21 protein-coding genes are annotated in these 20,516 nt (G+C 74.7%); 10 read left to right on the top strand and 11 right to left on the bottom strand.

The features are described from left to right. Positions 1–5: 5 nt before the first annotated feature. From CFLA_RS14240 to CFLA_RS14250, 3 genes are all read right to left on the bottom strand, one after another. Positions 6–1,010: an inorganic phosphate transporter gene (locus CFLA_RS14240; RefSeq protein WP_013118033.1), complete on the bottom strand. Its 1,005-nt coding sequence runs from the start codon at positions 1,008–1,010 to the stop codon at positions 6–8. 6 nt (positions 1,011–1,016) lie between these two features. Next, complete coding sequence (locus CFLA_RS14245; RefSeq protein WP_013118034.1) at positions 1,017–1,637, bottom strand: DUF47 domain-containing protein; 621 nt, start codon at positions 1,635–1,637, stop codon at positions 1,017–1,019. Positions 1,638–1,879: 242 nt separating this feature from the next. Then, positions 1,880–2,479, bottom strand: coding sequence for a hypothetical protein (locus CFLA_RS14250; protein WP_013118035.1), 600 nt, complete (start codon positions 2,477–2,479; stop codon positions 1,880–1,882). A gap of 258 nt (positions 2,480–2,737) precedes the next feature. Here CFLA_RS14250 and CFLA_RS14255 point away from each other — a divergent pair, with 258 nt between their 5' ends. Next, positions 2,738–4,201: a sugar porter family MFS transporter gene (locus CFLA_RS14255; RefSeq protein ID WP_081449788.1), complete on the top strand. Its 1,464-nt coding sequence runs from the start codon at positions 2,738–2,740 to the stop codon at positions 4,199–4,201. A 225-nt stretch (positions 4,202–4,426) separates the two neighbouring features. Next, positions 4,427–6,061 carry an MFS transporter gene (locus CFLA_RS14260; RefSeq protein WP_013118037.1) on the top strand — a complete coding sequence of 545 codons (1,635 nt, stop codon included), beginning with the start codon at positions 4,427–4,429 and terminating at the stop codon, positions 6,059–6,061. A 47-nt stretch (positions 6,062–6,108) separates the two neighbouring features. Here the strand turns inward: CFLA_RS14260 and CFLA_RS14265 are convergent, their stop codons facing one another. The 3 genes from CFLA_RS14265 to msrB form a co-directional block, all read right to left on the bottom strand. Then, positions 6,109–6,609 (bottom strand): MarR family winged helix-turn-helix transcriptional regulator, encoded by a 501-nt coding sequence (locus tag CFLA_RS14265; RefSeq protein WP_013118038.1) that lies wholly within the window; start codon positions 6,607–6,609, stop codon positions 6,109–6,111. Positions 6,610–6,676: 67 nt separating this feature from the next. Next, on the bottom strand, positions 6,677–7,354 hold the full coding sequence (locus CFLA_RS14270) for a nuclease-related domain-containing protein (protein ID WP_245530253.1): 678 nt from the start codon (positions 7,352–7,354) through the stop codon (positions 6,677–6,679). A 257-nt stretch (positions 7,355–7,611) separates the two neighbouring features. Beyond that, a complete protein-coding gene (gene msrB / locus CFLA_RS14275; protein ID WP_013118040.1) occupies positions 7,612–8,037 on the bottom strand; it encodes a peptide-methionine (R)-S-oxide reductase MsrB in 426 nt (141 codons plus the stop codon). A 247-nt stretch (positions 8,038–8,284) separates the two neighbouring features. On the opposite strand from msrB, the gene CFLA_RS14280 reads away from it, so the two are divergent. From CFLA_RS14280 to CFLA_RS14305, 6 genes are all read left to right on the top strand, one after another. Then, positions 8,285–10,240 (top strand): putative bifunctional diguanylate cyclase/phosphodiesterase, encoded by a 1,956-nt coding sequence (locus tag CFLA_RS14280; protein ID WP_013118041.1) that lies wholly within the window; start codon positions 8,285–8,287, stop codon positions 10,238–10,240. 128 nt (positions 10,241–10,368) lie between these two features. After that, positions 10,369–11,052, top strand: coding sequence for a TasA family protein (locus tag CFLA_RS14285; RefSeq protein ID WP_013118042.1), 684 nt, complete (start codon positions 10,369–10,371; stop codon positions 11,050–11,052). Positions 11,053–11,083: 31 nt separating this feature from the next. Beyond that, positions 11,084–11,797 (top strand): signal peptidase I, encoded by a 714-nt coding sequence (locus CFLA_RS14290; RefSeq protein ID WP_148234373.1) that lies wholly within the window; start codon positions 11,084–11,086, stop codon positions 11,795–11,797. After that, entirely contained in the window at positions 11,778–11,966 is a 189-nt protein-coding gene (locus CFLA_RS14295) for a hypothetical protein (RefSeq protein ID WP_013118044.1), read from the top strand. The genes CFLA_RS14290 and CFLA_RS14295 overlap by 20 nt, the downstream gene beginning before the upstream one ends. A gap of 115 nt (positions 11,967–12,081) precedes the next feature. Next, a complete protein-coding gene (locus CFLA_RS14300) occupies positions 12,082–13,248 on the top strand; it encodes an LLM class flavin-dependent oxidoreductase (RefSeq protein ID WP_013118045.1) in 1,167 nt (388 codons plus the stop codon). Between the two features lie 114 nt (positions 13,249–13,362). Next, a complete protein-coding gene (locus CFLA_RS14305) occupies positions 13,363–13,980 on the top strand; it encodes a CE1759 family FMN reductase (protein WP_013118046.1) in 618 nt (205 codons plus the stop codon). Between the two features lie 62 nt (positions 13,981–14,042). Here the strand turns inward: CFLA_RS14305 and CFLA_RS14310 are convergent, their stop codons facing one another. Both CFLA_RS14310 and CFLA_RS14315 read right to left on the bottom strand, forming a co-directional pair. Continuing rightward, positions 14,043–14,315, bottom strand: coding sequence for an adhesin (locus tag CFLA_RS14310; protein WP_013118047.1), 273 nt, complete (start codon positions 14,313–14,315; stop codon positions 14,043–14,045). Positions 14,316–14,537: 222 nt separating this feature from the next. Continuing rightward, on the bottom strand, positions 14,538–15,320 hold the full coding sequence (locus CFLA_RS14315; RefSeq protein WP_013118048.1) for an endonuclease/exonuclease/phosphatase family protein: 783 nt from the start codon (positions 15,318–15,320) through the stop codon (positions 14,538–14,540). Between the two features lie 95 nt (positions 15,321–15,415). Here CFLA_RS14315 and CFLA_RS14320 point away from each other — a divergent pair, with 95 nt between their 5' ends. Beyond that, positions 15,416–16,111, top strand: coding sequence for a nucleotidyltransferase family protein (locus CFLA_RS14320; protein WP_013118049.1), 696 nt, complete (start codon positions 15,416–15,418; stop codon positions 16,109–16,111). A gap of 45 nt (positions 16,112–16,156) precedes the next feature. Then, positions 16,157–16,936, top strand: a complete 780-nt coding sequence (locus tag CFLA_RS14325) for an aldo/keto reductase (RefSeq protein ID WP_013118050.1) — start codon at positions 16,157–16,159, stop codon at positions 16,934–16,936. A 268-nt stretch (positions 16,937–17,204) separates the two neighbouring features. Here CFLA_RS14325 and CFLA_RS14330 read toward each other — a convergent pair whose 3' ends face one another. From CFLA_RS14330 to CFLA_RS14340, 3 genes are all read right to left on the bottom strand, one after another. Next, a complete protein-coding gene (locus CFLA_RS14330) occupies positions 17,205–18,236 on the bottom strand; it encodes a hypothetical protein (RefSeq protein WP_013118051.1) in 1,032 nt (343 codons plus the stop codon). 112 nt (positions 18,237–18,348) lie between these two features. Continuing rightward, complete coding sequence (locus tag CFLA_RS14335) at positions 18,349–19,392, bottom strand: alcohol dehydrogenase catalytic domain-containing protein (RefSeq protein WP_043599101.1); 1,044 nt, start codon at positions 19,390–19,392, stop codon at positions 18,349–18,351. A gap of 77 nt (positions 19,393–19,469) precedes the next feature. After that, complete coding sequence (locus CFLA_RS14340; protein ID WP_013118053.1) at positions 19,470–20,465, bottom strand: hypothetical protein; 996 nt, start codon at positions 20,463–20,465, stop codon at positions 19,470–19,472. Positions 20,466–20,516: the final 51 nt, after the last annotated feature.

Consider the following 20,516-nt stretch of genomic DNA (forward strand, 5'->3'; position numbering starts at 1 on the left):
CGACCTCAGCCGAGGATCGGGTGCAGCACCCAGAACACGACGGCGGCGACCAGTGCGGCCGCGGGGATCGTGAGGACCCAGGCGCCGGCGATGTTCTTGGCGACGCCCCAGCGCACGGCCGACAACCGCTTGGTGGCGCCGACGCCCATGATCGCCGAGGTGATCGTGTGGGTGGTCGACACCGGGGCGTGCAGCGCGAACGCGTTGACGTACAGCACGACGGCCGAGACGGACTCGGCGACGAAACCTCGCGCGGGGTCGAGCTCGATGATCTTGCGCCCCAGGGTGCGCATGATGCGCCACCCGCCGGCGTAGGTGCCGAGCGAGATCGCGGCGGCCGCGGCGAGCTTGACCCACAGCGGGATGCCCTCCTCGGGGTTCGCCCAGCCTGCCGTCAGCAGCGCGAGGTAGATGACGCCCATCGTCTTCTGTGCGTCCTGCAGGCCGTGGCCGAGGGCCATCGCGGCCGCGGAGACCGTCTGCGCGAAGCGGAAGCGCCGGTTGGTGCGGGCCGGCGGGCGGTTCCGGATGAGCCACAGCAGCCCGACCATGACGAAGAACGCCAGGCCGAAGCCGATGAGCGGCGAGAAGATCATCGGCAGCACGACCTTGTCGACCAGCGAGCTGCCGTACACCCCGAACCCGCCGGCGAGCCCCGCACCCACGAGCCCGCCGATGAGGGCGTGCGTCGAGGACGAGGGCAGGCCGTACCACCACGTGATCATGTTCCAGGTGATGGCTCCCACGAGGGCGCACAGGATGACGACGAGCGCGCTGTGCGACGACGCGTGCTGCAGGTCGACGATCTGCGTCGCGATGGTCTCCGCGACCTCGGTGCCGAGCAGCGCACCGAGGAAGTTCATGACGGCAGCCATGATGAGCGCCGCGCGCGGCGTGAGCGCCCGCGTGGAGACGGACGTCGCGATCGCGTTGGCCGCGTCGTGGAAGCCGTTGGTGTAGTCGAACCCGAGGGCGAGCGCGACGACGAAGACGACGAGCACAGGTTCCACGAGGGCTCAGGACTCCTTGAGCGCGATCGTCTCGACCGTGTTGGCCACCTTCTCGAAGGCGTCCGCGGCGTCCTCGAGCTTCTCGACGATCTCCTTGAGCTTCATGAGGTGGATCGGGTCGGCGATCTCGTCGAACATCTGCGCGATGAGCTTGCGGTGCGACTTGTCGGCCTGGTTCTCGAGCCGGTTGATCTCGACCCAGTACTCCTGGAGCGACTCCATCGAGCGCAGCTTCGGCATGGCCTCGGCCGTCAGCTCGGCGGCGCGCTGGAGCACCTGGACCTGGTCGGAGACGCGCGCGGGCAGCTCGTCGACCTTGTACAGGACCATGAGGTCGGAGGCCTCGTCCATGTGGTCCATGCAGTCGTCGAGGCTCGACGCGAGGTCGTAGATGTCGTCACGGTCGAACGGCGTGACGAACGTCTGGTTGAGGCGCCGCATGATGGTGTGCGTCGCGTCGTCCGCGGCGTGCTCCGCCTCGGCCATCCGCTTGTTGAGCTCCTTGCGGGTGGCACGGTCGGCGCCGAGCATCTCGGCGAGCAGGTTCGCACCTGTCACGAGGTGCACCGCCGAGGCGGCGAAGAGGTCGAAGTACGAGGTGTCGCGCGGTGTCAGGCGCAGGCGCACGGAGGGCTCCGGGTCGTCGACTGGTGGTGTGCCCCGGCGGGGGCGTCGCCCAGCCTAACCGCCGGTGAACACCGGTGGTGCCGGGACCTGTGGCCCGGATGCGCACGGGGCCCGCGGAAGAACCGTTTCGTGTGAACGACGCCGAGCCGGAGCGCCTGACGGCGCGAGGCCGCTCGTAGCGGCTGATGTTGGAGCCCGGGGCTACCGACCCGGCGTCGCGCAGCCAGTGTACGCGCCGGTGGTCATGTGAGCCGGTCCGCGCGCCAGAGCTGCGCCGCGTGCGCGAGCTCCTCGCCGGTGCGCACGAGCGACGCGGCCCCCCGGGTCTGGCGCGCCGCCGCCCGCGGGTCCAGGTCGTCGAGGTGGTCGGCGTCGAACGCGGCACCCGTGGCCAGGACCTGGCAGAACGCGGCGGCACGCTCGAGGGCGACCGCGAGGTCGCCCGTGTAGACCCCGGACAGCACGGCGTCGGCCACGGTCCGCACGTCCTCGGGCCCCGGCATCTCGACGACGCCCGCGACGACGTCGTGCACGGGCGCCGCGGCCACGCCCTGGCGGTACCGGTCGGCGACGGTCCCCGGGTCGCGACGCACCCACTCCCGCAGCACGTAGAGGCGCCACAGCGCGCCCGGGAGCGTGTCGGCCGGGCTGTCGGCCCACATCGCCGCGACCACGTCGAGCCCCTCGGTCTCGACGAGCGCGACGAGTCGCTCGACGACCTGCGGGTCCTCGGTCGCGCGGCCGTGGTGGACGAGGGCGCCGGCCGTGGTGTGGGCGATCTCGTCGCGCAGGGTCGGGTCGAGCTCGCCGGGGAGCTCGTCGGCCAGCGCGGGGTCGAACACGATCGGCCGGTGGTGCTGCCGGCCAACCCCGCGCGCACCCGTACCGCCGGCTCCGCCGCCACCCGTCCCGTCCGCGCTCACCGCGGCATGATCCCCCGCCGCGGCCCCCGCCACCACCCCCGCCCCACCGCCGCCCTGCTCGCGGACGGGCACCGCGCGCGGCGCAGCGGGCTCCCGGCCGGTGTCGAGGTGCGGGTGCGGCGGACGCGGTTCACAGTGGGTCTGACCGGGACGAGCCCGGCCGGGAGGCGGCGGACGATGACCGACACGACACCGGGGCAGCGCGTGCGGCCGTCCGGCGGCAAGCACCGGGGCAAGGCCGTCACGCTCGCGATCGCCGCCGCGGTCGGCGGATTCCTGTTCGGGTTCGACAGCTCGGTCATCAACGGCGCCGTGGACGCGGTGCAGGACGGCTTCGAGCTCTCGGGCGTCGTCACGGGGCTCGTCGTGGCCGTGGCGCTGCTGGGGTGCGCGTTCGGCGCGTGGCTGGGCGGCCGACTGTCGGACCGGTGGGGGCGCACGCGCGTCATGGTGCTGGGCGCGGTCCTGTTCTTCGTGTCCTCGGTGCTGTCCGGCCTCGCGTTCGCGGCGTGGGACCTGGCGCTGTGGCGCGTCGTGGCCGGGATCGGCATCGGCATCGCGTCCGTGATCGCGCCGGCGTACATCGCGGAGATCGCGCCGGCGGCGATGCGCGGACGCCTGGGCTCGCTGCAGCAGCTGGCGATCACGCTCGGCATCTTCGCCGCGCTGCTGTCCGACCAGCTGCTCGCGACGTCGGCCGGCGGTGCCGCGGAGGAGCTGTGGTTCGGGCTGGCGGCCTGGCGCTGGATGTTCCTGGTGTGCGTCGTCCCCGCGGCGGTCTACGGTCTGATCGCGCTGCGGATCCCCGAGTCGCCGCGCTACCTGGTGGCGCAGGGGCGCCGGGACGAGGCCCGCGCGGTGCTGGCCGACGTCCTGGGCCCGGACGAGGACCCCGACGAGCGCGTCGCGCAGATCGAGCGGACGATCCGCGCCGACGCGGAGCACGCCGACCGCGCGAGCCTGCGCGGACCCGTCCTGGGCCTGCTGCCGGTCGTGTGGGTGGGGATCCTGCTGTCGGTGTTCCAGCAGTTCGTCGGCATCAACGTGATCTTCTACTACTCCACGACGCTCTGGCAGGCGGTGGGCTTCGAGGAGAGCCGGTCGTTCCTCATCTCGACGATCACGTCGGTGACGAACGTCGCGGTGACGTTCATCGCGATCGGGCTCATCGACAAGGTCGGACGCCGTCCGCTGCTGCTGGTCGGCTCGGCCGGCATGACGCTCGCGCTGGGCACGATGGCGGTGGCCTTCACGAACGCGACGGGCACGGGTGAGGACATCACGCTCGACGGGGCGTGGGGCGTGGTCGCGCTCGTCGCGGCCAACGCGTTCGTGGTGTTCTTCGGTGCGACGTGGGGCCCGCTGGTGTGGGTGCTGCTCGGGGAGATGTTCCCCAACCGGATCCGCGCTGCGGCGCTCGGCGTGGCGGCGTCCGCGCAGTGGGTGGCGAACTTCCTCATCACGCTGTCGTTCCCGGAGATGCTGGACCGCTGGGGCGCGACGGCCCCCTACCTCATGTACGCGTGCTTCGCGCTCCTGTCGTTCGTCTTCGTGCTCACCAAGGTGCCGGAGACGAAGGGCGTGCAGCTCGAGGACATGGAGGGGCTGAGGGTCGAGCGGCGCGGGCGCACCGCCCGCTGAGGGGCCGCGCGCCGACGGGCCGCGCGCGGCGTGCCGGGGGGCGCGCCGCGCGCTCCCGCGTCCGGGGCCGCGTGTCGCAGAACATGTTGCCTGAGGTAACTATCCGACCTACAGTGGCAAAGAGTTGCCTCGAGCAACCGTCGGAGCGGCACTCCGGCCGCCCCCTCCGACCGCCGACGACGCCCGGTCGACCACCGTCCCGAGCCCCGGAAGCGAGCACCCCCCGTGACCGACCCCCGCACACCCGTCGACGACGCCGCCGTCGACACCCCCGCCGACGCACCCCCGGCCGCGCCGGCGATGACCCACCGCGAGGTCCTCGAGGCCCTGTCCGGGATCCTCCTGGGGATGTTCGTCTCGATCCTCGCGACGAGCGTCGTGTCGACGTCCCTGCCGCGCATCATCACCGACCTCGGCGGGAGCCAGTCCGCGTTCACGTGGGTCGTCACCGCGACCCTCCTCACCACCACGGTCTCCACACCCGTCTGGGGCAAGCTCGCGGACCTCGTCGACCGCAAGCTGCTCGTCCAGCTCGCGCTCGCGATCTCGGTCGTCTCCTCGGCCCTGGCCGGCCTCGCCCACAGCACCGAGATGCTCATCGGCATGCGCGCCCTGCAGGGCGTCGGCGCCGGCGGTCTCACCGCGCTGGGCACCGTGCTGCTCGCCGACATCATCAGCCCGCGCGACCGCGGCCGGTACATGGGTCTCATGGGCGCCGTCATGGCCGTCGGCATGGTCGGCGGGCCGCTGCTGGGTGGTGTCATCACCGACGCCGCCGGCTGGCGGTGGAACTTCTTCGTCGGGCTGCCGTTCGCCGTCGCCGCGATCGTCGTGCTGCAGCGCACGCTGCACCTGCCGGGCCTCGCCGGCCGGCGCGTGCGGATCGACTGGACCGGCACGGCCCTGCTCTCGGCGTCCGTCGCGACGCTCCTGCTGTGGGTCACGTTCGCCGGCTCGTCGTTCGCGTGGCTGTCGTGGCAGACCGCCGCCATGGTCGGCGGCGCGGCCCTCGGCGTCATCGCCCTGGTCCTCGTCGAGCAGCGTGCGTCCGAGCCCATCATCCCGCTGCACCTGTTCCGCAACCGCACCGTGGTGCTCACGGTGGTCGCGTCCGTCGCCGTCGGCATCGCGCTGTTCGGCACGCAGGTGTTCCTCAGCCAGTACATGCAGCTGGCGCGCGGCACGACGCCCACCGAGTCCGGTCTGCTCACCGTCCCCATGGTCGTCGGCACGTTCCTGGCCTCGACCGTCTCGGGCCGCGCGATCTCCCGCACCGGGCGCTACAAGGCGGTCATGGTCGTCGGCGCGGTGCTGCTGACCGCGGGCCTGGCCCTCATGGGCTCGATCGACGAGACGACGAGCTTCACGCTCGTCGGCCTGTACATGCTCGTCGTCGGCTCGGGCGTCGGCATGCTCATGCAGAACCTCGTGCTCGCGACGCAGAACACCCTGCCCGTCACGGACATGGGCGCGGGCACCGCGACCGTCGCGTTCTTCCGCACGCTCGGCGGCGCGATCGGTGTCTCGGCGCTCGGCGCCGTGCTGGCCCACCGCGTGCAGCACCTCATGGTCGACGGGCTCACGGAGCTCGGCGTGCCGGCCTCGGCGCTCGGCTCGGGCGGCGTCGGCGCCCTGCCCGACCTCGCGACCCTGCCCGGCCCGGTCCGGTCCGTCGTCGAGCACGCCTTCGGCGTCGGCGTGGCCGAGCTGTTCCTCATCGGCGCCCCGGTCGCGCTGCTCGCGCTGGTCGCGGTGCTCGCGCTGCGCGAGGTGCCGCTGGGCCGTGCGTCGGGCGTCGAGCAGCGGCTCGCGCAGGCCGCGAGCCAGGCGGGGACGCCGACCGCGGCCGCCCGCGGCTGACCGCGCCGGCGGACCGGCCGTCCCGCGCGGGCGCGTCGGCGTCCCGCTCACCCCACGGGATCGCCGGCGCCCTCGCCGCGTCGCGCGGGGTCGTCCCCGCGCGCCAGGTCGTCCTGCTGCACGAGGTCGTCGTTGAGCCGCCCGAGTAGGTCGGCGAGGTGCGTGAGCTCCCCGGGCTCCCACCCGGCGAGCGTGCCGCGCAGGTACCGCTGCCGGGCGGCGCGCGCGTGCGCGAGCCGCCGGGTCCCCTCGGCGGTGAGCTCGAGCGGCTGGCTGCGCGAGTCGCGCGGGTCGGGTGTGCGCGTCAGCAGCCCGAGGCGCTCGAGGCGCGTCACCTGCCGCGACATCGTGCCGCGGCCCACGCCGACCAGGTCGGCGAGGTCGCTCGTCCGCGTCCCGGGCGTGAGCGCGACCGTCGCCAGCAGCAGGTACGCCGACGCGTCGAGCTCCGGGTGGACCGTGCGCGCCACACCCGCCGACGCCGCACGGGCCCGCCGCAGGAAGAGCCCCAGCTCCCGCTCGACGCGCAGCACCGGGTCGTCGCTCATGCGCCCATCCTCGCGCAGGGACGCCGGGCACGGGACCGCACGACGCACGCGCCCGGGGGAACGACGCTCAGCGGGCCCAGGTGGTGCGGCGCCGCGCCATCTGGGCGAACGCGGACACGCGGACCTTGTCGAGCCGCTCCGGCATGCGCCGGAACGCGTTCGGCACCTCGTGCCTCGCCAGCACCAGGACGTCCTGCGGCGGGTCCTGCACGTCGCGCTCGAGGTCGCCGGTGATGACGAGCACGCCGCGCACCGCCACGCCCGCGCACCCCGCGGAGTGCAGCAGGCCCTGGACGCGCGAGGCCTCCAGGCGCGCGTCGCGCAGGTACGCCACGGAGCGCCCGTCGACGTGCATCGTGCGCGACCCGGCGCGCACGTGGCTGCCGGGGTGCCGGCGCTCGGAGACGGTGAAGATCCCGCCGGGTCCGATGAGCAGGTGCTCGACGACGGTGCCCTGCCGGCCCAGCGGCACGTCGTGCACCGCCTGCCAGCCGTCCTCGGCGAGCCGCTCGAGACGCGCGCCCACCGGGCTGCCGCGCTCGCCGCGCTCGTCGTCGGTGTCGCCGAGCCACGCGTGCGTGCGCGGGTCCTCGAGGGCGTCGATCGACGCGAGCTCCGAGGTGACGGGCAGCACCAGCTCGGGGACGTCCGAGCGCAGGTACGCCTGGGCGGCACGCCGGACCCTCGCCTCCAGCACCGGGTCCGCGGCGACGACCTCACCGGACTGGAGGTCGACGGATCCCACCTGCGCACCGGTCTCGTGCGTGACGTAGAGACGGTCGGCACCGTACCGCCGCCATCGCCGGACTGTCAGGACCTCGTCCACACAGCCATTATCGGCACGAGGACCCCCGGACTTCAGTCACGTCCACGAGGGACTTTCCACGTCAGGCGGCGTGTCGGGCGTGTCGTCACCCCGACGGCCCTGCGGGCCACGTCACCGTGCGACCTCCGGGGGACGCCGGGCGCCCCTCGCGTGTGACGCCCGGACGCGCCGGCACCTCACGCCCCGTCGTCCGCCACGGGCTCGAACGTGAGGCTCACCGAGTTCATGCAGTACCGGTCGCCCGTGGGCGTCTGCGGGGCGTCGTCGAACACGTGCCCGAGGTGCGACCCGCAGCCCGCGCAGCGCACCTCGGTGCGCACCATGCCGAGGCTGCGGTCGGTGAGCAGCTCGACGCGGTCTCCGGCGAGCGGGGAGAAGAAGCTGGGCCACCCGCAGTGCGAGTCGAACTTGGTGTCCGAGCGGAACAGCTCGTTGCCGCACGCACGGCAGCGGTAGACGCCCTCGCGGTGCTCGTCGAGCAGCGCGCCGGTCCACGGCCGCTCGGTGCCGGCACGGCGCAGCACCGCGAACTCCTGCGGCTCGAGCTCCAGGGCCCACTCGGCGTCGCTCTTGGTCACGGGGTAGGTGCGGGGGTCGGTCACGGCGCTCTCCTTCCGGTGCCACCCGTCCGGCGGCACCGTGGTCCTCAACACCGCACATTCACCCGGCGTTCCCGCCCCGCGGGCGCCCCGGGTGCCGCGCCGTGCCTGGGCGTGGCGCACGTCACGACATACCCTGATCGGGAGGTTCCCGGTCAGGCGGGTCCGCCCGAGCCCCGAGGTGCACGTGCCAGCTGGTCGTCGTCGTTCGAGCCCCACGCGCCGCTTCGCGGTCGTGAGCCTCGTCGGCATGGTCCTGGTCGGGGTCGCGCTGGTCCTGGTGACGTCGGCGCAGATGCGTGGTCAGGCGGTGCGCGACGGGACCGCCGCGGCGTCGCGCATGGCGGCGTTCGCCGCGCGCGCCGTGCCCACCGCGTCGTTCGTGACCGGCGTGCTCTCCGCCGACGAGCGCGACGCGGCGGCCGCCGCGGTCGCGGGCTTCGGTGACGAGCTCGTCGAGCTGCGGCTGTGGAGCACCGACGGTCGGCTCATGTACTCGTCCGACGGCGCGACCACCGGCCTGCCGGCCGCTGACCGCCTGGGGCGGGTCATGGCGTCCGGCCAGCCCGACGCGGTCGTCCAGCCGGACGTGCGGGCGGGGGGCGCAGCAGCCGACGAGCGCACCGTCATCGACGTCTACGTGCCGGTGCGCGTGTCCGACACCGCGGACCCCGGCGACCTCGCCGACGGCGCACCCGACGAGGCGGCCGGTGCCGTCGAGGTCATGCTCGACCACACAGGCACCCAGCAGACCCTGCGGACCACGACGCGCACGGTGACGCTCGTGGTCGTCGGCAGCCTGGTCGTGCTCTGGCTGCTGCTGTTCCAGATCGTGCACTCGACGTCGCGGCGGTTGCGCTCGACCGCTCTGGAGAACGCGCGCCTCGCACTGCTCGACTCGCTCACCGGGCTGCCGAACCGCCGCCTGCTCTCCGACCAGATGCAGCGCGCGATCGACCGCGCCGCCGACGACCCCGAGGCTCGGGTCGGGCTGATCCTGCTCGACATCGACCGGTTCAAGGACATCAACGACACCCTCGGCCACGACCACGGCGACGAGCTGCTGCAGCAGGTCGCCGAGCGGCTGCGGCACGCGCTGCGCGACGACGACGTGGTCGCACGCCTCGGCGGCGACGAGTTCGCGATCCTGCTGCCGGACGTGCGCACGGTCGCCAACGCCGAGCGTCTCGCGATGCGCGTGCGCGGCCTTTTCACGCGTCCGTTCGAGCTGAGCGACATCGCGCTGCACGTCGAGACGTCGATCGGCGTCGCGTGCCTGCCGGACCACGCGGCGGACGCGTCGGCGCTGATGCGCACCGCCGACATCGCCATGTACGCGGCCAAGCACCACCGGACGGGCGTCAGCGTGTACTCCCCCACCGCGGACGACTCCTCGCCCGCACGTCTGGTGCTGCTGGGCGAGCTGCACCAGGCGCTGGAGTCGCGGGGCGACCCCGGCGCCGAGCCGCAGCTCGAGCTGCACTACCAGCCGAAGATCGAGCTCGCGACGCAGCGCACGGTCGGGCTGGAGGCGCTGATCCGCTGGCGGCACCCCGCGCGGGGACTGCTGCCACCGGGGGCGTTCGTGCCGTTGGCCGAGCAGTCGGGTCTCATCCACCGCGTCACGCACTTCGCGCTCGAGGAGTCGGTGCGTCAGCTCGCGGCCTGGCGCGCGCAGGGCGAGGCGGTGCCGGTCGCGGTGAACCTGTCCGCCCACGACGTCGCGAGCCCCGCGGTGGTCGACATGATCGAGCTGCTGCTGGCGGAGCACGAGGTCGAGGCCTCGCTGCTGGAGGTGGAGATCACCGAGACCGCGCTGGTCGCGGACCGCACGCGCGTGGTGCCCGTGCTCGAGCGGCTCAGCGCGCTCGGGGTGCGCGTGGCGATCGACGACTTCGGCACGGGGACCACGTCGATCTCGCAGATGCGCGACCTGCCGGTGGCCGAGCTGAAGATCGACCGGCTCTTCGTCGCCGACCTCGGTGAGGGTGGGCGCGCGGGCTCGGAGGTGGTGGTGCAGGCCATGGTCGACCTGGCCCACTCGTTCGGGCTGCGCGTGGTCGCCGAGGGGGTGGAGGACGAGGCGACGGCGCGCACGCTGGAGGAGCTGGGCGTGGACCGCGCGCAGGGCTACCTGTGGGCGCGTCCGGCGCCGGCGAGCGCGCTGCACCCACCCGGAGGGCACTCACTTCACCCGATCGGGTGAAGTGGTGCCGGATTTCTCAAGTTCACGGCAGTTCGGTCGATGACGACCGATGAGGGTGGGGTCCGGCCTGGAGGACGGGCGGACGGGACAGGGACGCGCATGCGCGTCGCAGGAGGGATCGATCGCCGATGATGGACGAGCTGCTCGAGGAGATGATCGACCCCGCCCCGTCCCGTCAGGACGTGGCGCGGCGGCGGCGCGGCCTGGCCACGGGGGCGATCCTCGTGCTGGCCGCGGTGGGGGTGACGTCGCTGACGACGTCCGCGCTGTTCACCGACCAGGACACGCTCACCGGCACCCTCAGCACGGGCAGCATCGTGCTCGACGCCGACGGCGCGACGTTCACCATGCCCGTCGGCGGGCTGGCGCCGGGCGGCAGCGTCGTCGCGCCGATGCAGGTGACGAACGCCGGGTCGCTCGCGCTGCGGTACGCCGTGAGCCTCTCGGCGGCGGCCGCGCCGGCCCCGGACCCCGCGGTCCCCGCCGGCGAGGGGGACCTCACCGACCAGCTGCGCGTCCGGGTGTACGACGTCGCGACGTGCTCGCTCGGCACCACCGGCGGGCCGGACCACCTGGGCGACACGGCCGACATCGGGCCGAGCGAGTTCGGCCTGCCGGCCAGCCCGTGGGCGATCGTGGGCGACCCCGCGACCGGCCAGGACGGCGAGGACCGCGAGCTGGACGCGGCGACGGGCTCCGAGACCCTGTGCGTGCGGGTCGACATGGCGCTGGCCGCCGACGACACCTACCAGAACACGGCCGCCGAGCTGACGTTCCAGATCGACTCCGAGCAGACGGTCAACAACCCCTGACCCGAGCAGACCGGGGACACCCCAGACGACCGTGACCACGGCGCACCCGGCCCCGCAGCCGTTCGTCGACCGCCGCGCCCCCCGGCCGGCGGCGCGACCTCGTGCACCCTGGTGGCGGCGCGCGACGAGCGTCGTGCTGTGGGCCGTCGTCGTCGTCGGCGTCGGCGCGTACCTGACGTCGCTCGCCGTGCCGCTGTGGTTCCAGGCGCAGGGCGAGCGACTGCTCATCGTGACGTCGGGGTCGATGGCGCCGCGGTTCGTCGCCGGGGACGTCGTCGTGCTGCGGGCGGTGAGGGACGCGTCGGAGCTCAAGCCGGACCTGGTCGTGACGTTCCAGCCCGTCGGCGGAACGTCCCTGGTGACGCACCGCATCGTCTCGCTGCACAGCCTGCCGGCGATGCGGGTCGCGGACGACGACACCGGCCGCATGGAGCCCGTCCTGGACGAGGACGGCACCCCGGTGATGCAGCCGTACATCCGCACGCAGGGTGACGCGAACGCCTTCCCGGACCCCGACGCGACCCCGGTGGAGCGCGTGCGGGGGGTGCTGCTGCGGGTGCACCACGGCTGGGGGCGGGTCCTGACGTGGGCGACGTCGGCGCAAGGGCGGGCGGTCATGCTCGTGCCGCCGCTGCTGGCGCTCGCGACGCTCGAGGTGCTCTCGGTGCTCGAGGGGCGGCGGCGGCCGCGTCCCGCGCGGCACCCCGAGGACGACAGGAGGGTCGATGCCTTCGTCCGCGTCTGACGCTCGCGGGCGCCGCGGCTCGGGGCTGCGGCTCACCGTCCTGCTCGTGCTGCTGGTGCTCGCGCTCGTGCCGACGGCCACCGACCGCACGAGCGCGCTGTTCACCGACTCCGTGACCACGTCGACGGTGGTCTCGACGCTGCCGGAGTTCGCACCACCCGAGCCCTGACGGGCGGCTCCCCGCGTGACGTGCGTCTCGCGACGTGCGGAATACCCCCGCGCCCGCGACGGTTGAGCCAGCCAGATCGATGCAAACGCAACGACATCCACGAGCGAGGTGCACCATGCAGTTCGGGATCTTCTCCGTCGGCGACGTGACCACGGACCCCACGACCGGTCGGACCCCGGACGACACCGAGCGCGTGCGCGCGATGCTCACCATCGCCGAGCACGCCGACGCCGCCGGGCTCGACGTCTTCGCCACCGGCGAGCACCACAACCCGCCTTTCGTGCCGTCGTCCCCCACGACGATGCTCGGCTACCTCGCGGGCCGTACCAGGAACATCGTGCTGTCGACCGCGACCACGCTCATCACCACCAACGACCCCGTCCGCCTGGCCGAGGAGTACGCGATGCTCCAGGTCATCGCCGACGGGCGCATGGACCTCATGATGGGCCGCGGCAACACCGGCCCCGTCTACCCGTGGTTCGGCAAGGACATCCGCCAGGGCATCGGCCTGGCGATCGAGAACTACGCCCTCCTGCGCCGGCTGTGGGAGGAGGACGTCGTCGACTGGTCGGGCAAGTTCCGCACCCCGCTGCAGGGCTTCACGTCCACGCCGCGCCCGCTCGACGGCGTCGCGCCGTTCGTCTGGCACGGGTCGATCCGCTCCCCCGAGATCGCCGAGCAGGCCGCCTACTACGGCGACGGGTTCCTGCACAACGCGATCTTCTGGCCCATGGAGCACACCGCGCAGATGGTGAACTTCTACCGGCAGCGGTACGAGCACCACGGCCACGGCCGCGCGGACCAGGCGATCGTCGGGCTGGGCGGGCAGGTGTTCATGCGGAAGAACAGCCAGGACGCCTGGCACGAGTTCCGGCCGTACTTCGACAACGCACCGGTCTACGGGCACGGGCCGTCGATGGAGGACTTCACGCGCGAGACCCCGCTGACGGTCGGTTCGCCGCAGCAGGTGATCGACCGCTACGGCGCGTTCTGGGAGCAGGTGGGCCACTACCAGCGCCAGCTGTTCCTCATCGACCACGCCGGCCTGCCCCTCAAGACGGTCCTCGAGCAGATCGACATGCTCGCCGAGGACGTCGTGCCCGTCCTGCGCCGCGAGGCCGAGTCCCGCCGCCCCGCCGACGTGCCGGCGAACCCGCCCTCGCACGCCGAGCGCGTCGCCGCGGCCCGCGCCGCGGGCAAGGCCCCCGCCACCGGCCGCGCCCCGGAGGGCGACCGCTGGACGGGCCGCACCGCCGAGGACGACACCGCCCTCACCGCCTGAGCCGACCGGATCGCCCTCTCGCCCCGTCCCCCAGGGCGAGACGGCGGTCCGGTCACCACCGCACCCCCTCCTCGTCCGCGAGAGGGCGATCCAGCACCACCGGAGGAGATCCCCGTGCCGTCCCGTTCCCTCGTCGTCGTCTCCGGCGGGCTGTCGCAGCCGTCGTCGACGCGCATGCTGGCCGACCGCCTCGCCGAGGCGACCGTCGCCGACCTCGCCGCACGCGGTATCGACACCGTCGTGGAGGTCGTCGAGCTGCGCGGCCTCGCGCACGACGTCGTCGACATGACACTCACCGGCTATGCACGCCCCGACCTCGCGGCCGCGCAGAGCGCGCTCGCCGGCGCGGACGGCGTCGTCGCCGTCACTCCCGTGTTCGCCGCGTCGTACGCGGGGCTGTTCAAGTCGTTCGTCGACGTCCTCGACCCCGAGGCCCTGCGCGACACCCCGGTGCTGCTCGGCGCGACGGGCGGCACGGCGCGTCACTCGCTCGCCCTCGAGCACGCCGTGCGACCGCTGTTCGCGTACCTGCACGCCGACGTCGTCCCGACGTCCGTGTTCGCCGCGACCGACGACTGGGCCGACGCCGGCACGGACGACGTCAAGCCGCTGCCCGCCCGCATCGCGCGGGCCGCCGCCGAGCTCGCCCGGCGGGTCGCCGCACGTGAACCCGTGCAGCGCGGCGGCCTGTACGACGGCGTGCCGTCGTTCGAGGACCTGCTCGGCGGCTGACGGCCCGGACGCGACATGACGAGGGGCCGGCCACCGTGACGGTGGCCGGCCCCTCGTCGACGTCAGCGGCGCGCCAGCATGAACTGCGAGCCGCCCTCGGCGGGTGCGACGTCCAGCTCGAGGTCGCTCAGCGTCGCGGACGCCCGCGGGTCGACGTAGACGTGCGCGTCACCGGCGGTGACGGTGTCGTCACCCGGGTCCGGGGCGGCGACGAGCGCGAGCTCGAAGCCCCCCGAGTCCTGCTCGGCGATGCGCAGGCCGCCCTCCTCGGGCAGTCCGGCACGGCTCGTGAGGGTCTCGACGGCGGTACGGGCGTTCTCGGTCAGGGTGAGCACGGGTGCTCCTCTCCGTGGCCAGGGGGACGTCGGCCAGGGCGCGCGGCCCCGCCCGGCGGTGCGCGAAGGGGTGGCACCAGGGGCGGGACGACGAGCCCCGGTCCGACGCCGTCGGACCACTCCACCGTGACCCCGGGCACCGCGAGGGCGCAAACGCTCGTCCGCTGCGCGAGACGCCTCCCGGGATCCGGGTGCCCGGGCTGCGAGGCCGCGCCGGGCCCCCTACCCTGCGCGTCCCGCCCCGCCGCGGGCGACGTCGACGACGAGCGCGCGATGATCCGACAAACCGAGGTCGACCGCATCCCCCGGGCCGGCCGCGTGCACGCCGGGCCCGGCCAGCACGTGGTCGAGCTGCCGCACGGGCGCGTCGACGGGAAAGGTCGCGGCGCGCACGAGCGGCTGCATGCCCGTGAGCCGCGCGGGCTGCTCGCCCGCCAGGTTGAGGTCACCCATGACGACGCACGCCCCAGGCAGCCGCCGGGTCGTGCGCACCAGGTGCCGCAGCTGACGCACGTTCCAGCCCGGGATGAACGTCAGGTGGGTGCCGACGACGGTCAGCGGGCCGCCCTCGCCGTCGACGACGGCCGCGAGCGCCGCACGCGGCTCGTCACGGACGAACGCGGGCCACCGCTGCCCGGGGAACCGCACGGGCGTGCGGCGCCGCAGCGCGGGCAGCGCCACGACGTGCCACTCGCGCACCGGCCGGCGCGAGAGCAGGGCGATCCCGTAGGCGGCGGTGTCGGGCTGCTCCTGCCCGGTGCCTGCGACCCAGAGACCGGGCTCGCCGTGCAGGGTCGCGGCGAACCTGTGGTGGGGCGCACCCATGGCGTCCGCGGCGACCGCCGTGAGGTCGGCACCGTGCGAGCGGCTCTGCGCGCGGTCGACCTCCTGCAGCGCGAGCACGTCGGCGTCCAGGCGGCGGACGGCGTCGGCGAACCGGTCGAGGTCGACCCGCCCGTCCGCGAGCGAGCGCCCGTGGAGGATGTTGAAGGTCGCGAGGCGCACCCTGCGATTCTGACCGCGAGTGCCACGCTCCGCCCGCCGGGTGCCGGTCGGGCGCTCGACGCGCGCCCTCCCGCGCGGCGGTGTAGACACCGACCATGCACCCCGCACCGAGCGCACCGGACGACCTGCCGCCCCCGCTGACCGGCGCCGCCCCCGCCCCGCTGCCCGCGCCGACGGGCGCGGCGACCCCGGACGACCGCGCCGCCCTGCAGGACGGGCTGCGCCGCACGGCTGTCGCGCTCATCGACGCGCAGATCCCGTTCGCCCTCGTGGGCGGGTACGCCGCGTGGGCCCGGGGCGCCCCCGAGCCCAGCCACGACGCGGACTTCGCGGTCGCCGAGGACGACGTGGACGCGGCCCGCGCCGCGCTCGTCGCCGCGGGCCTCGACGTGCAGCAGCCCGCCGAGAACTGGCTCTTCAAGGCGTACCACCACGGCCAGCTGGTCGACGTCATCTTCCGGATGGTCGGCGAGCCCGTCACGCGTGAGCAGCTCGCGCAGGCCGACCAGCTGGAGGTGCTGGCCGTGCGGATGCCCGTGCTGCCGGCCACCGACATCATCTCGGCGAAGATGCGGGTGCTGGGCGAGCACTACTGCGACTTCACGTGGCTGCTGCCGATGGCGCGCGCCCTGCGCGAGCAGATCGACTGGGCGCGGGTGCGCGAGGAGGTCGAGGGGCAGCCGTACGCGCAGGCGTTCCTGTTCCTCGCCGACCGCCTGGGGCTGACGGGCCACCCGGGTGACCGGCTGGCGGCGGGCCCGGGACGCACCGACCCCGGTGCGGAGGCCTGAGCCTCCCGACCTGCGGGACGCGACGCGCGCGGTGAGGATGGACGCATGCCCGACACCACGACCCCCACGCTCCCGCTGCCCGGCGGCGCGATCCCCGTGCTCGGCCTCGGCACCTGGCAGTCGGAGGGCTCCGACTGCGAGCTGGCCGTGAGCGCGGCGCTGCAGCTCGGCTACGCGCACGTCGACACCGCGACCGGCTACGGCAACGAGGCGCAGGTCGGCCGTGCGCTGGCCACCCGCGGCATCAGGCGCGACGACGTGTTCCTCACCACCAAGCTCCCCCCGGACCACGCGGGCCGCGAGCGGCAGACGCTCGCCGAGTCGCTCGCGGCGCTCGGCACCGACCACCTCGACCTGTGGCTGATCCACTGGCCGCCGGGTGGCGAGGCGCGCCCCGACGTGTGGCAGCACCTCCGTGACGCGCGCGACGAGGGCCTCGTCCGGTCGATCGGCGTGTCGAACTACTCGATCGCGCAGATCGACGAGCTGATCGCCGCGACCGGTGAGGCGCCTGCGGTCAACCAGGTGCCGTGGTCGCCGGTCGACCACGACCCGGCGCTGCTGGCGGCGCACCGCGAGCGCGGCGTCGTCGTCGAGGGCTACAGCCCGCTGAAGCGCACCGACCTCGGGGCCGCGCCGATCGCCGCCGCGGCACGGGCGCACGGGGTCACCCCTGCCCAGGTGGTGCTGCGCTGGCACGTCGAGCACGACGTGGTGGTGATCCCGAAGTCGGTGCGGCGCGAGCGGATCGAGGAGAACCTCGCGGTGCTGGGGTTCAAGCTGACGCCCGACGAGGTCGCGGCGATCGACGCGCTCGGGCACTGACACCTGCGAGCTCCGGGCGGGGTCGTCCGGGCCTGCTCCGGGCGTCGCCCCCGGGCGTCGGGGCGGAGGTGGTCGCGCTCCCACCTCGCACGTGCTCGCCGCCGTCGCTCCCGCGACCGGCGAGCACGTCGGGCGCTCGGTCTACCGAGAACCGGGCCCGTGTCCTGCGTCGAGCGTCACGCCGTTGTGCCGCCGCGGCAAGGTCTACCCCACGACCCGACATGACGTCAACCACACGTGTCCACGACGTCGCCCCGCCGTGCACCGGTCAGCCCGGCCGCAGCACCACGGCCACGCCGGTGACGTGCACCGGTGTCCCGCGCAGCCGCCACCCCGCACCGTCCGGCTCGACCATCCCCACGGCGTCGACGCGCGTGCCGAACGGCAGGACGTGCAGGCGACGCCCGTCGCCCGCGCCGTCGAGCGCGCTCGGGTGCGCGTGCCGCCCGACGCGCTCGGGGCCCGGCACGTGGTGCGTGTCGACGTACCCGAGCACCTCGACCTCGTCGACGTCGACCCGGAGCGACACTCCCCCGCTGACGACGACGAACGGCGCGACCTCCCGCACGACGACGTGCCGCCCCAGCAGGCGCGCGACGGCACCGACGCGGCGCAGCTCCGCCGTCGCGGGGCGCGCGGCCCCGGGGTGGCGGTGCCGGCCCGACGGACGCTCCGGGGGCGCGTCGTGCGGCGCGGACGTGCCGACGACGTACCAGGCCGCCACCGGGGAGCCCGTCACGGGGTGGCGCACCTCGACGGCGCTGCGGTGCGGCACGACGACCCCGCGCACCGACCGCAGACCCGGCTCGGTCAGGGGTCGCGCCAGCACGTCGCGCAGCAGGAGCTCGCGCACCACGCCGTGCGCCAGCAACGTGAGCACCACGACGACGGCGGCGACCCACTGCGTGAGCACGACCACGGACAGCAGACCCGCGCGGGTCTCGGCACGCGGCGTCTGAGCCGCCACGAGCAGCGACACCGCGAGCACGGTCAGCGCCAGGCACGCGACGACGCCGCCGAGCGCGACCGCCACCACCCGGCTCGTGGGCTCGCCGCGCGCGGCATCGAGCTCCCCGTGCCACCGCCGGACCAGGGGCGCCGTCCGCCACGCCGCCGCCGCCGCACCGGACGTGCCCACCACGGCGGCCGCGACCCACACGCCGTCGGGCGGCGCCGGCCAGCCCGTCGCGAGCACCCGCTGACCGTCGAGGAGCGCGGCGCGGCCGGCGAGGGACAGCACGGCGAGCAGGGCGACGGGGCGTACCAGGTGGGAGACGGACGTGGCGCGGCGTGGACGCATCGCGGCTCCGGGGGTCGGGGGCGGGAGGAGCGCGGGGTGCTCGAAGGATGGAGCACGCGGCGACCCGCGGCAAGGGTCGGCCCCCAGGTTCCTCCCCGCGTGCGCCCCGGGCTCAGGGGACGACGACCGTCATGCCTCCCGGCGCCGACGTCGGCAGGCCCGCGAGCGCCCCCGGGGCGTCCTCGAGCGGGATCGTGCGGCTGACGAGCGTCGCGGGCGCCAACCGCCCCTCGGCGATCGCGGCGAGCATCGCGGGGTACTCGTGCGCGGCCATGCCATGGCTGCCGTGCACGGACAGCTCCCACGCGACCACACGGTCCATCGGCAGCGCGGTCCGGGCGTCGTCACGCAGCAGCAGGCCGACCTGCACGTGCCGCCCGCGACGGCGCAGCGCGAGCACCCCCGCCTGCGCGGTGGCGGCGCTGCCGAGCGCGTCGAGCGTGGCGTGCGCGCCACCCCCGGTCGCCTCGACCAGCCGCGCGGCGAGCGCCTCGGGGTCGTCCGCGCCGGGGTCGAGGGTCGTGTGCGCGCCCGCGTCGTGCGCGGCCCGGCGTGCACCCGGGGACGGGTCGACGGCGACGACGTGCGCGCCGGCCGCGGCGGCGACCATGACGGCGGACAGGCCCACGCCGCCGCACCCGAGCACGACGACCTCGTCGTGGGGGCGCACCGCCGCGTGCACGGTGACGGCGCGGTACGACGTCGCGAACCGGCAGCCGAGCGCGGCGGCAGCGACGGGCGACATGCCCTCGGGGACGCGCACGAGGTTGGTGTCCGCGTGGTCGAGCGCGACGAGCTCGGCGAAGGAGCCCCACTGCGTGAACCCGGGCTGCGTCTGGTGCGGGCAGACCTGCTGGTCGCCGGCGCGGCACGTCGCGCACGTCCCGCACGCCATGACGAACGGGACGGTGACGACGTCGCCGACCTGCCAGGCGCGGACGTCGGGCCCGACCTCCACGATCGTGCCGGCGAGCTCGTGCCCCGGCACGTGCGGCAGCGTCACGTCGTCGTCGTGCCCCTGCCACGCGTGCCAGTCGCTGCGGCAGACGCCGGTGGCGGCGACCCGCACCACGACCCCGTCCCGCGGGCAGACCGGGTCCGGGACGTCCCGGACCTCCGGCACGACCCCGAACGCCTCCACCACGACCGCACGCACACCCTCATCCAACCCCACCCACCCGGCTCCCCCCGCGAGACGTCGTTCTCGCCCCGCCGCCTCACCGGGGTGAGACGTCACCCGCCGGGCGGTGCGGTGCCCGCGGGCGGCGACCCGAGCACGCCGTCGACGGCGTCACCGAGCGCGCTCACGTGGAACGCCGCCGGCGGGCCCGCGTACCCGAGGCCGGCCACCCGCTGCGCGACGTCCGCGCGGGCACCCATCTCCTCGACCTCCACCGTGAGGTCGAGGGGCGTCCCGGGACTCACGACGGTCCGCGCGACCTCGTCCCACCCCGCGATCTCGGTGGCGAGCGCGACGAGCTCCGCCGCCGGCCACTCGCCGGGACGGACCGGCCAGACCTCGACCCACGGGAAGCTGGCCACCAGGATCGTCGGCGGCAGGTCGTGGCCGTCCGCCACGGCGAGGAGAGGCGCGAGCCCCTCGGCGAGCGTCGTCACACGCCCGCCGCCCGGGCCGAGCCACACGCCGCTGACGCCCTCCACGGCACGCATCTCGACCGCGACGGCCACCCGCGTCGTGTCACCGCCCGGCTCGAGCGCGACCGAGAGGTCGCCGGTGGCGTCCTGCACGTCCACGTTCCACGCGAACGGTGCGTCGGGCCGGACCACCTCCAGGAGCCCGGCCGCGGTGCCGACCATGTCGGCGACGTCGTCGACGACGACGTCCGCGTCCACCTGCCACGCCGCAGGGTCGGTCGTGTCCGTCCCCGGCACGCCGTCGACGAGCGCCGGCACGATGCACGTCGTGCGCACGCGCGCCCCGCTGCGCTCCGCGGCCTCGCGCACGAGCACTGCGCCGTCGCGCACCGTCGCCGGAGGACGCCGCGCACCCGGGTCGTCGAACACCTCGCACGGCAACGCACCGAGGTCCGACGGCGACCCCGCGAGCCGCGCCACCCCCGCCCCCACCGCGAGCACCACCACGAGCGCCGCGCCGGCGGCCACCGCGACGCGGCGTCGCGCACCGGGCCGGACCTCCTCGGCTCCGCCGCGTGGGGGTCGGGTCCCGGGCGTGCTGCTCGCGGGGGCGTCGGACGGTGCGGTGGTCACGCCACGCGACCCTACCGACGCGCGCCGGGCGCGGGGCACCGCATAGTGTCC

This window comes from Cellulomonas flavigena DSM 20109 (assembly GCF_000092865.1).
GTDB lineage: Bacteria > Actinomycetota > Actinomycetes > Actinomycetales > Cellulomonadaceae > Cellulomonas > Cellulomonas flavigena.

Excerpts from the sequence above, each read along its gene's own strand:
- CFLA_RS14265 (WP_013118038.1), bottom strand. The coding sequence starts at position 6,609 with ATGAGCGACGACCCGGTGCTGCGCGTCGAGCGGGAGCTGGGGCTCTTC.
- CFLA_RS14330 (WP_013118051.1), bottom strand. The coding sequence starts at position 18,236 with ATGCGTCCACGCCGCGCCACGTCCGTCTCCCACCTGGTACGCCCCGTC.
- CFLA_RS14320 (WP_013118049.1), top strand. The coding sequence starts at position 15,416 with ATGCACCCCGCACCGAGCGCACCGGACGACCTGCCGCCCCCGCTGACC.
- CFLA_RS14280 (WP_013118041.1), top strand. The coding sequence starts at position 8,285 with ATGGTCCTGGTCGGGGTCGCGCTGGTCCTGGTGACGTCGGCGCAGATG.
- CFLA_RS14295 (WP_013118044.1), top strand. The coding sequence starts at position 11,778 with ATGCCTTCGTCCGCGTCTGACGCTCGCGGGCGCCGCGGCTCGGGGCTG.
- CFLA_RS14255 (WP_081449788.1), top strand. The coding sequence starts at position 2,738 with ATGACCGACACGACACCGGGGCAGCGCGTGCGGCCGTCCGGCGGCAAG.
- CFLA_RS14285 (WP_013118042.1), top strand. The coding sequence starts at position 10,369 with ATGATGGACGAGCTGCTCGAGGAGATGATCGACCCCGCCCCGTCCCGT.
- CFLA_RS14325 (WP_013118050.1), top strand. The coding sequence starts at position 16,157 with ATGCCCGACACCACGACCCCCACGCTCCCGCTGCCCGGCGGCGCGATC.
- CFLA_RS14300 (WP_013118045.1), top strand. The coding sequence starts at position 12,082 with ATGCAGTTCGGGATCTTCTCCGTCGGCGACGTGACCACGGACCCCACG.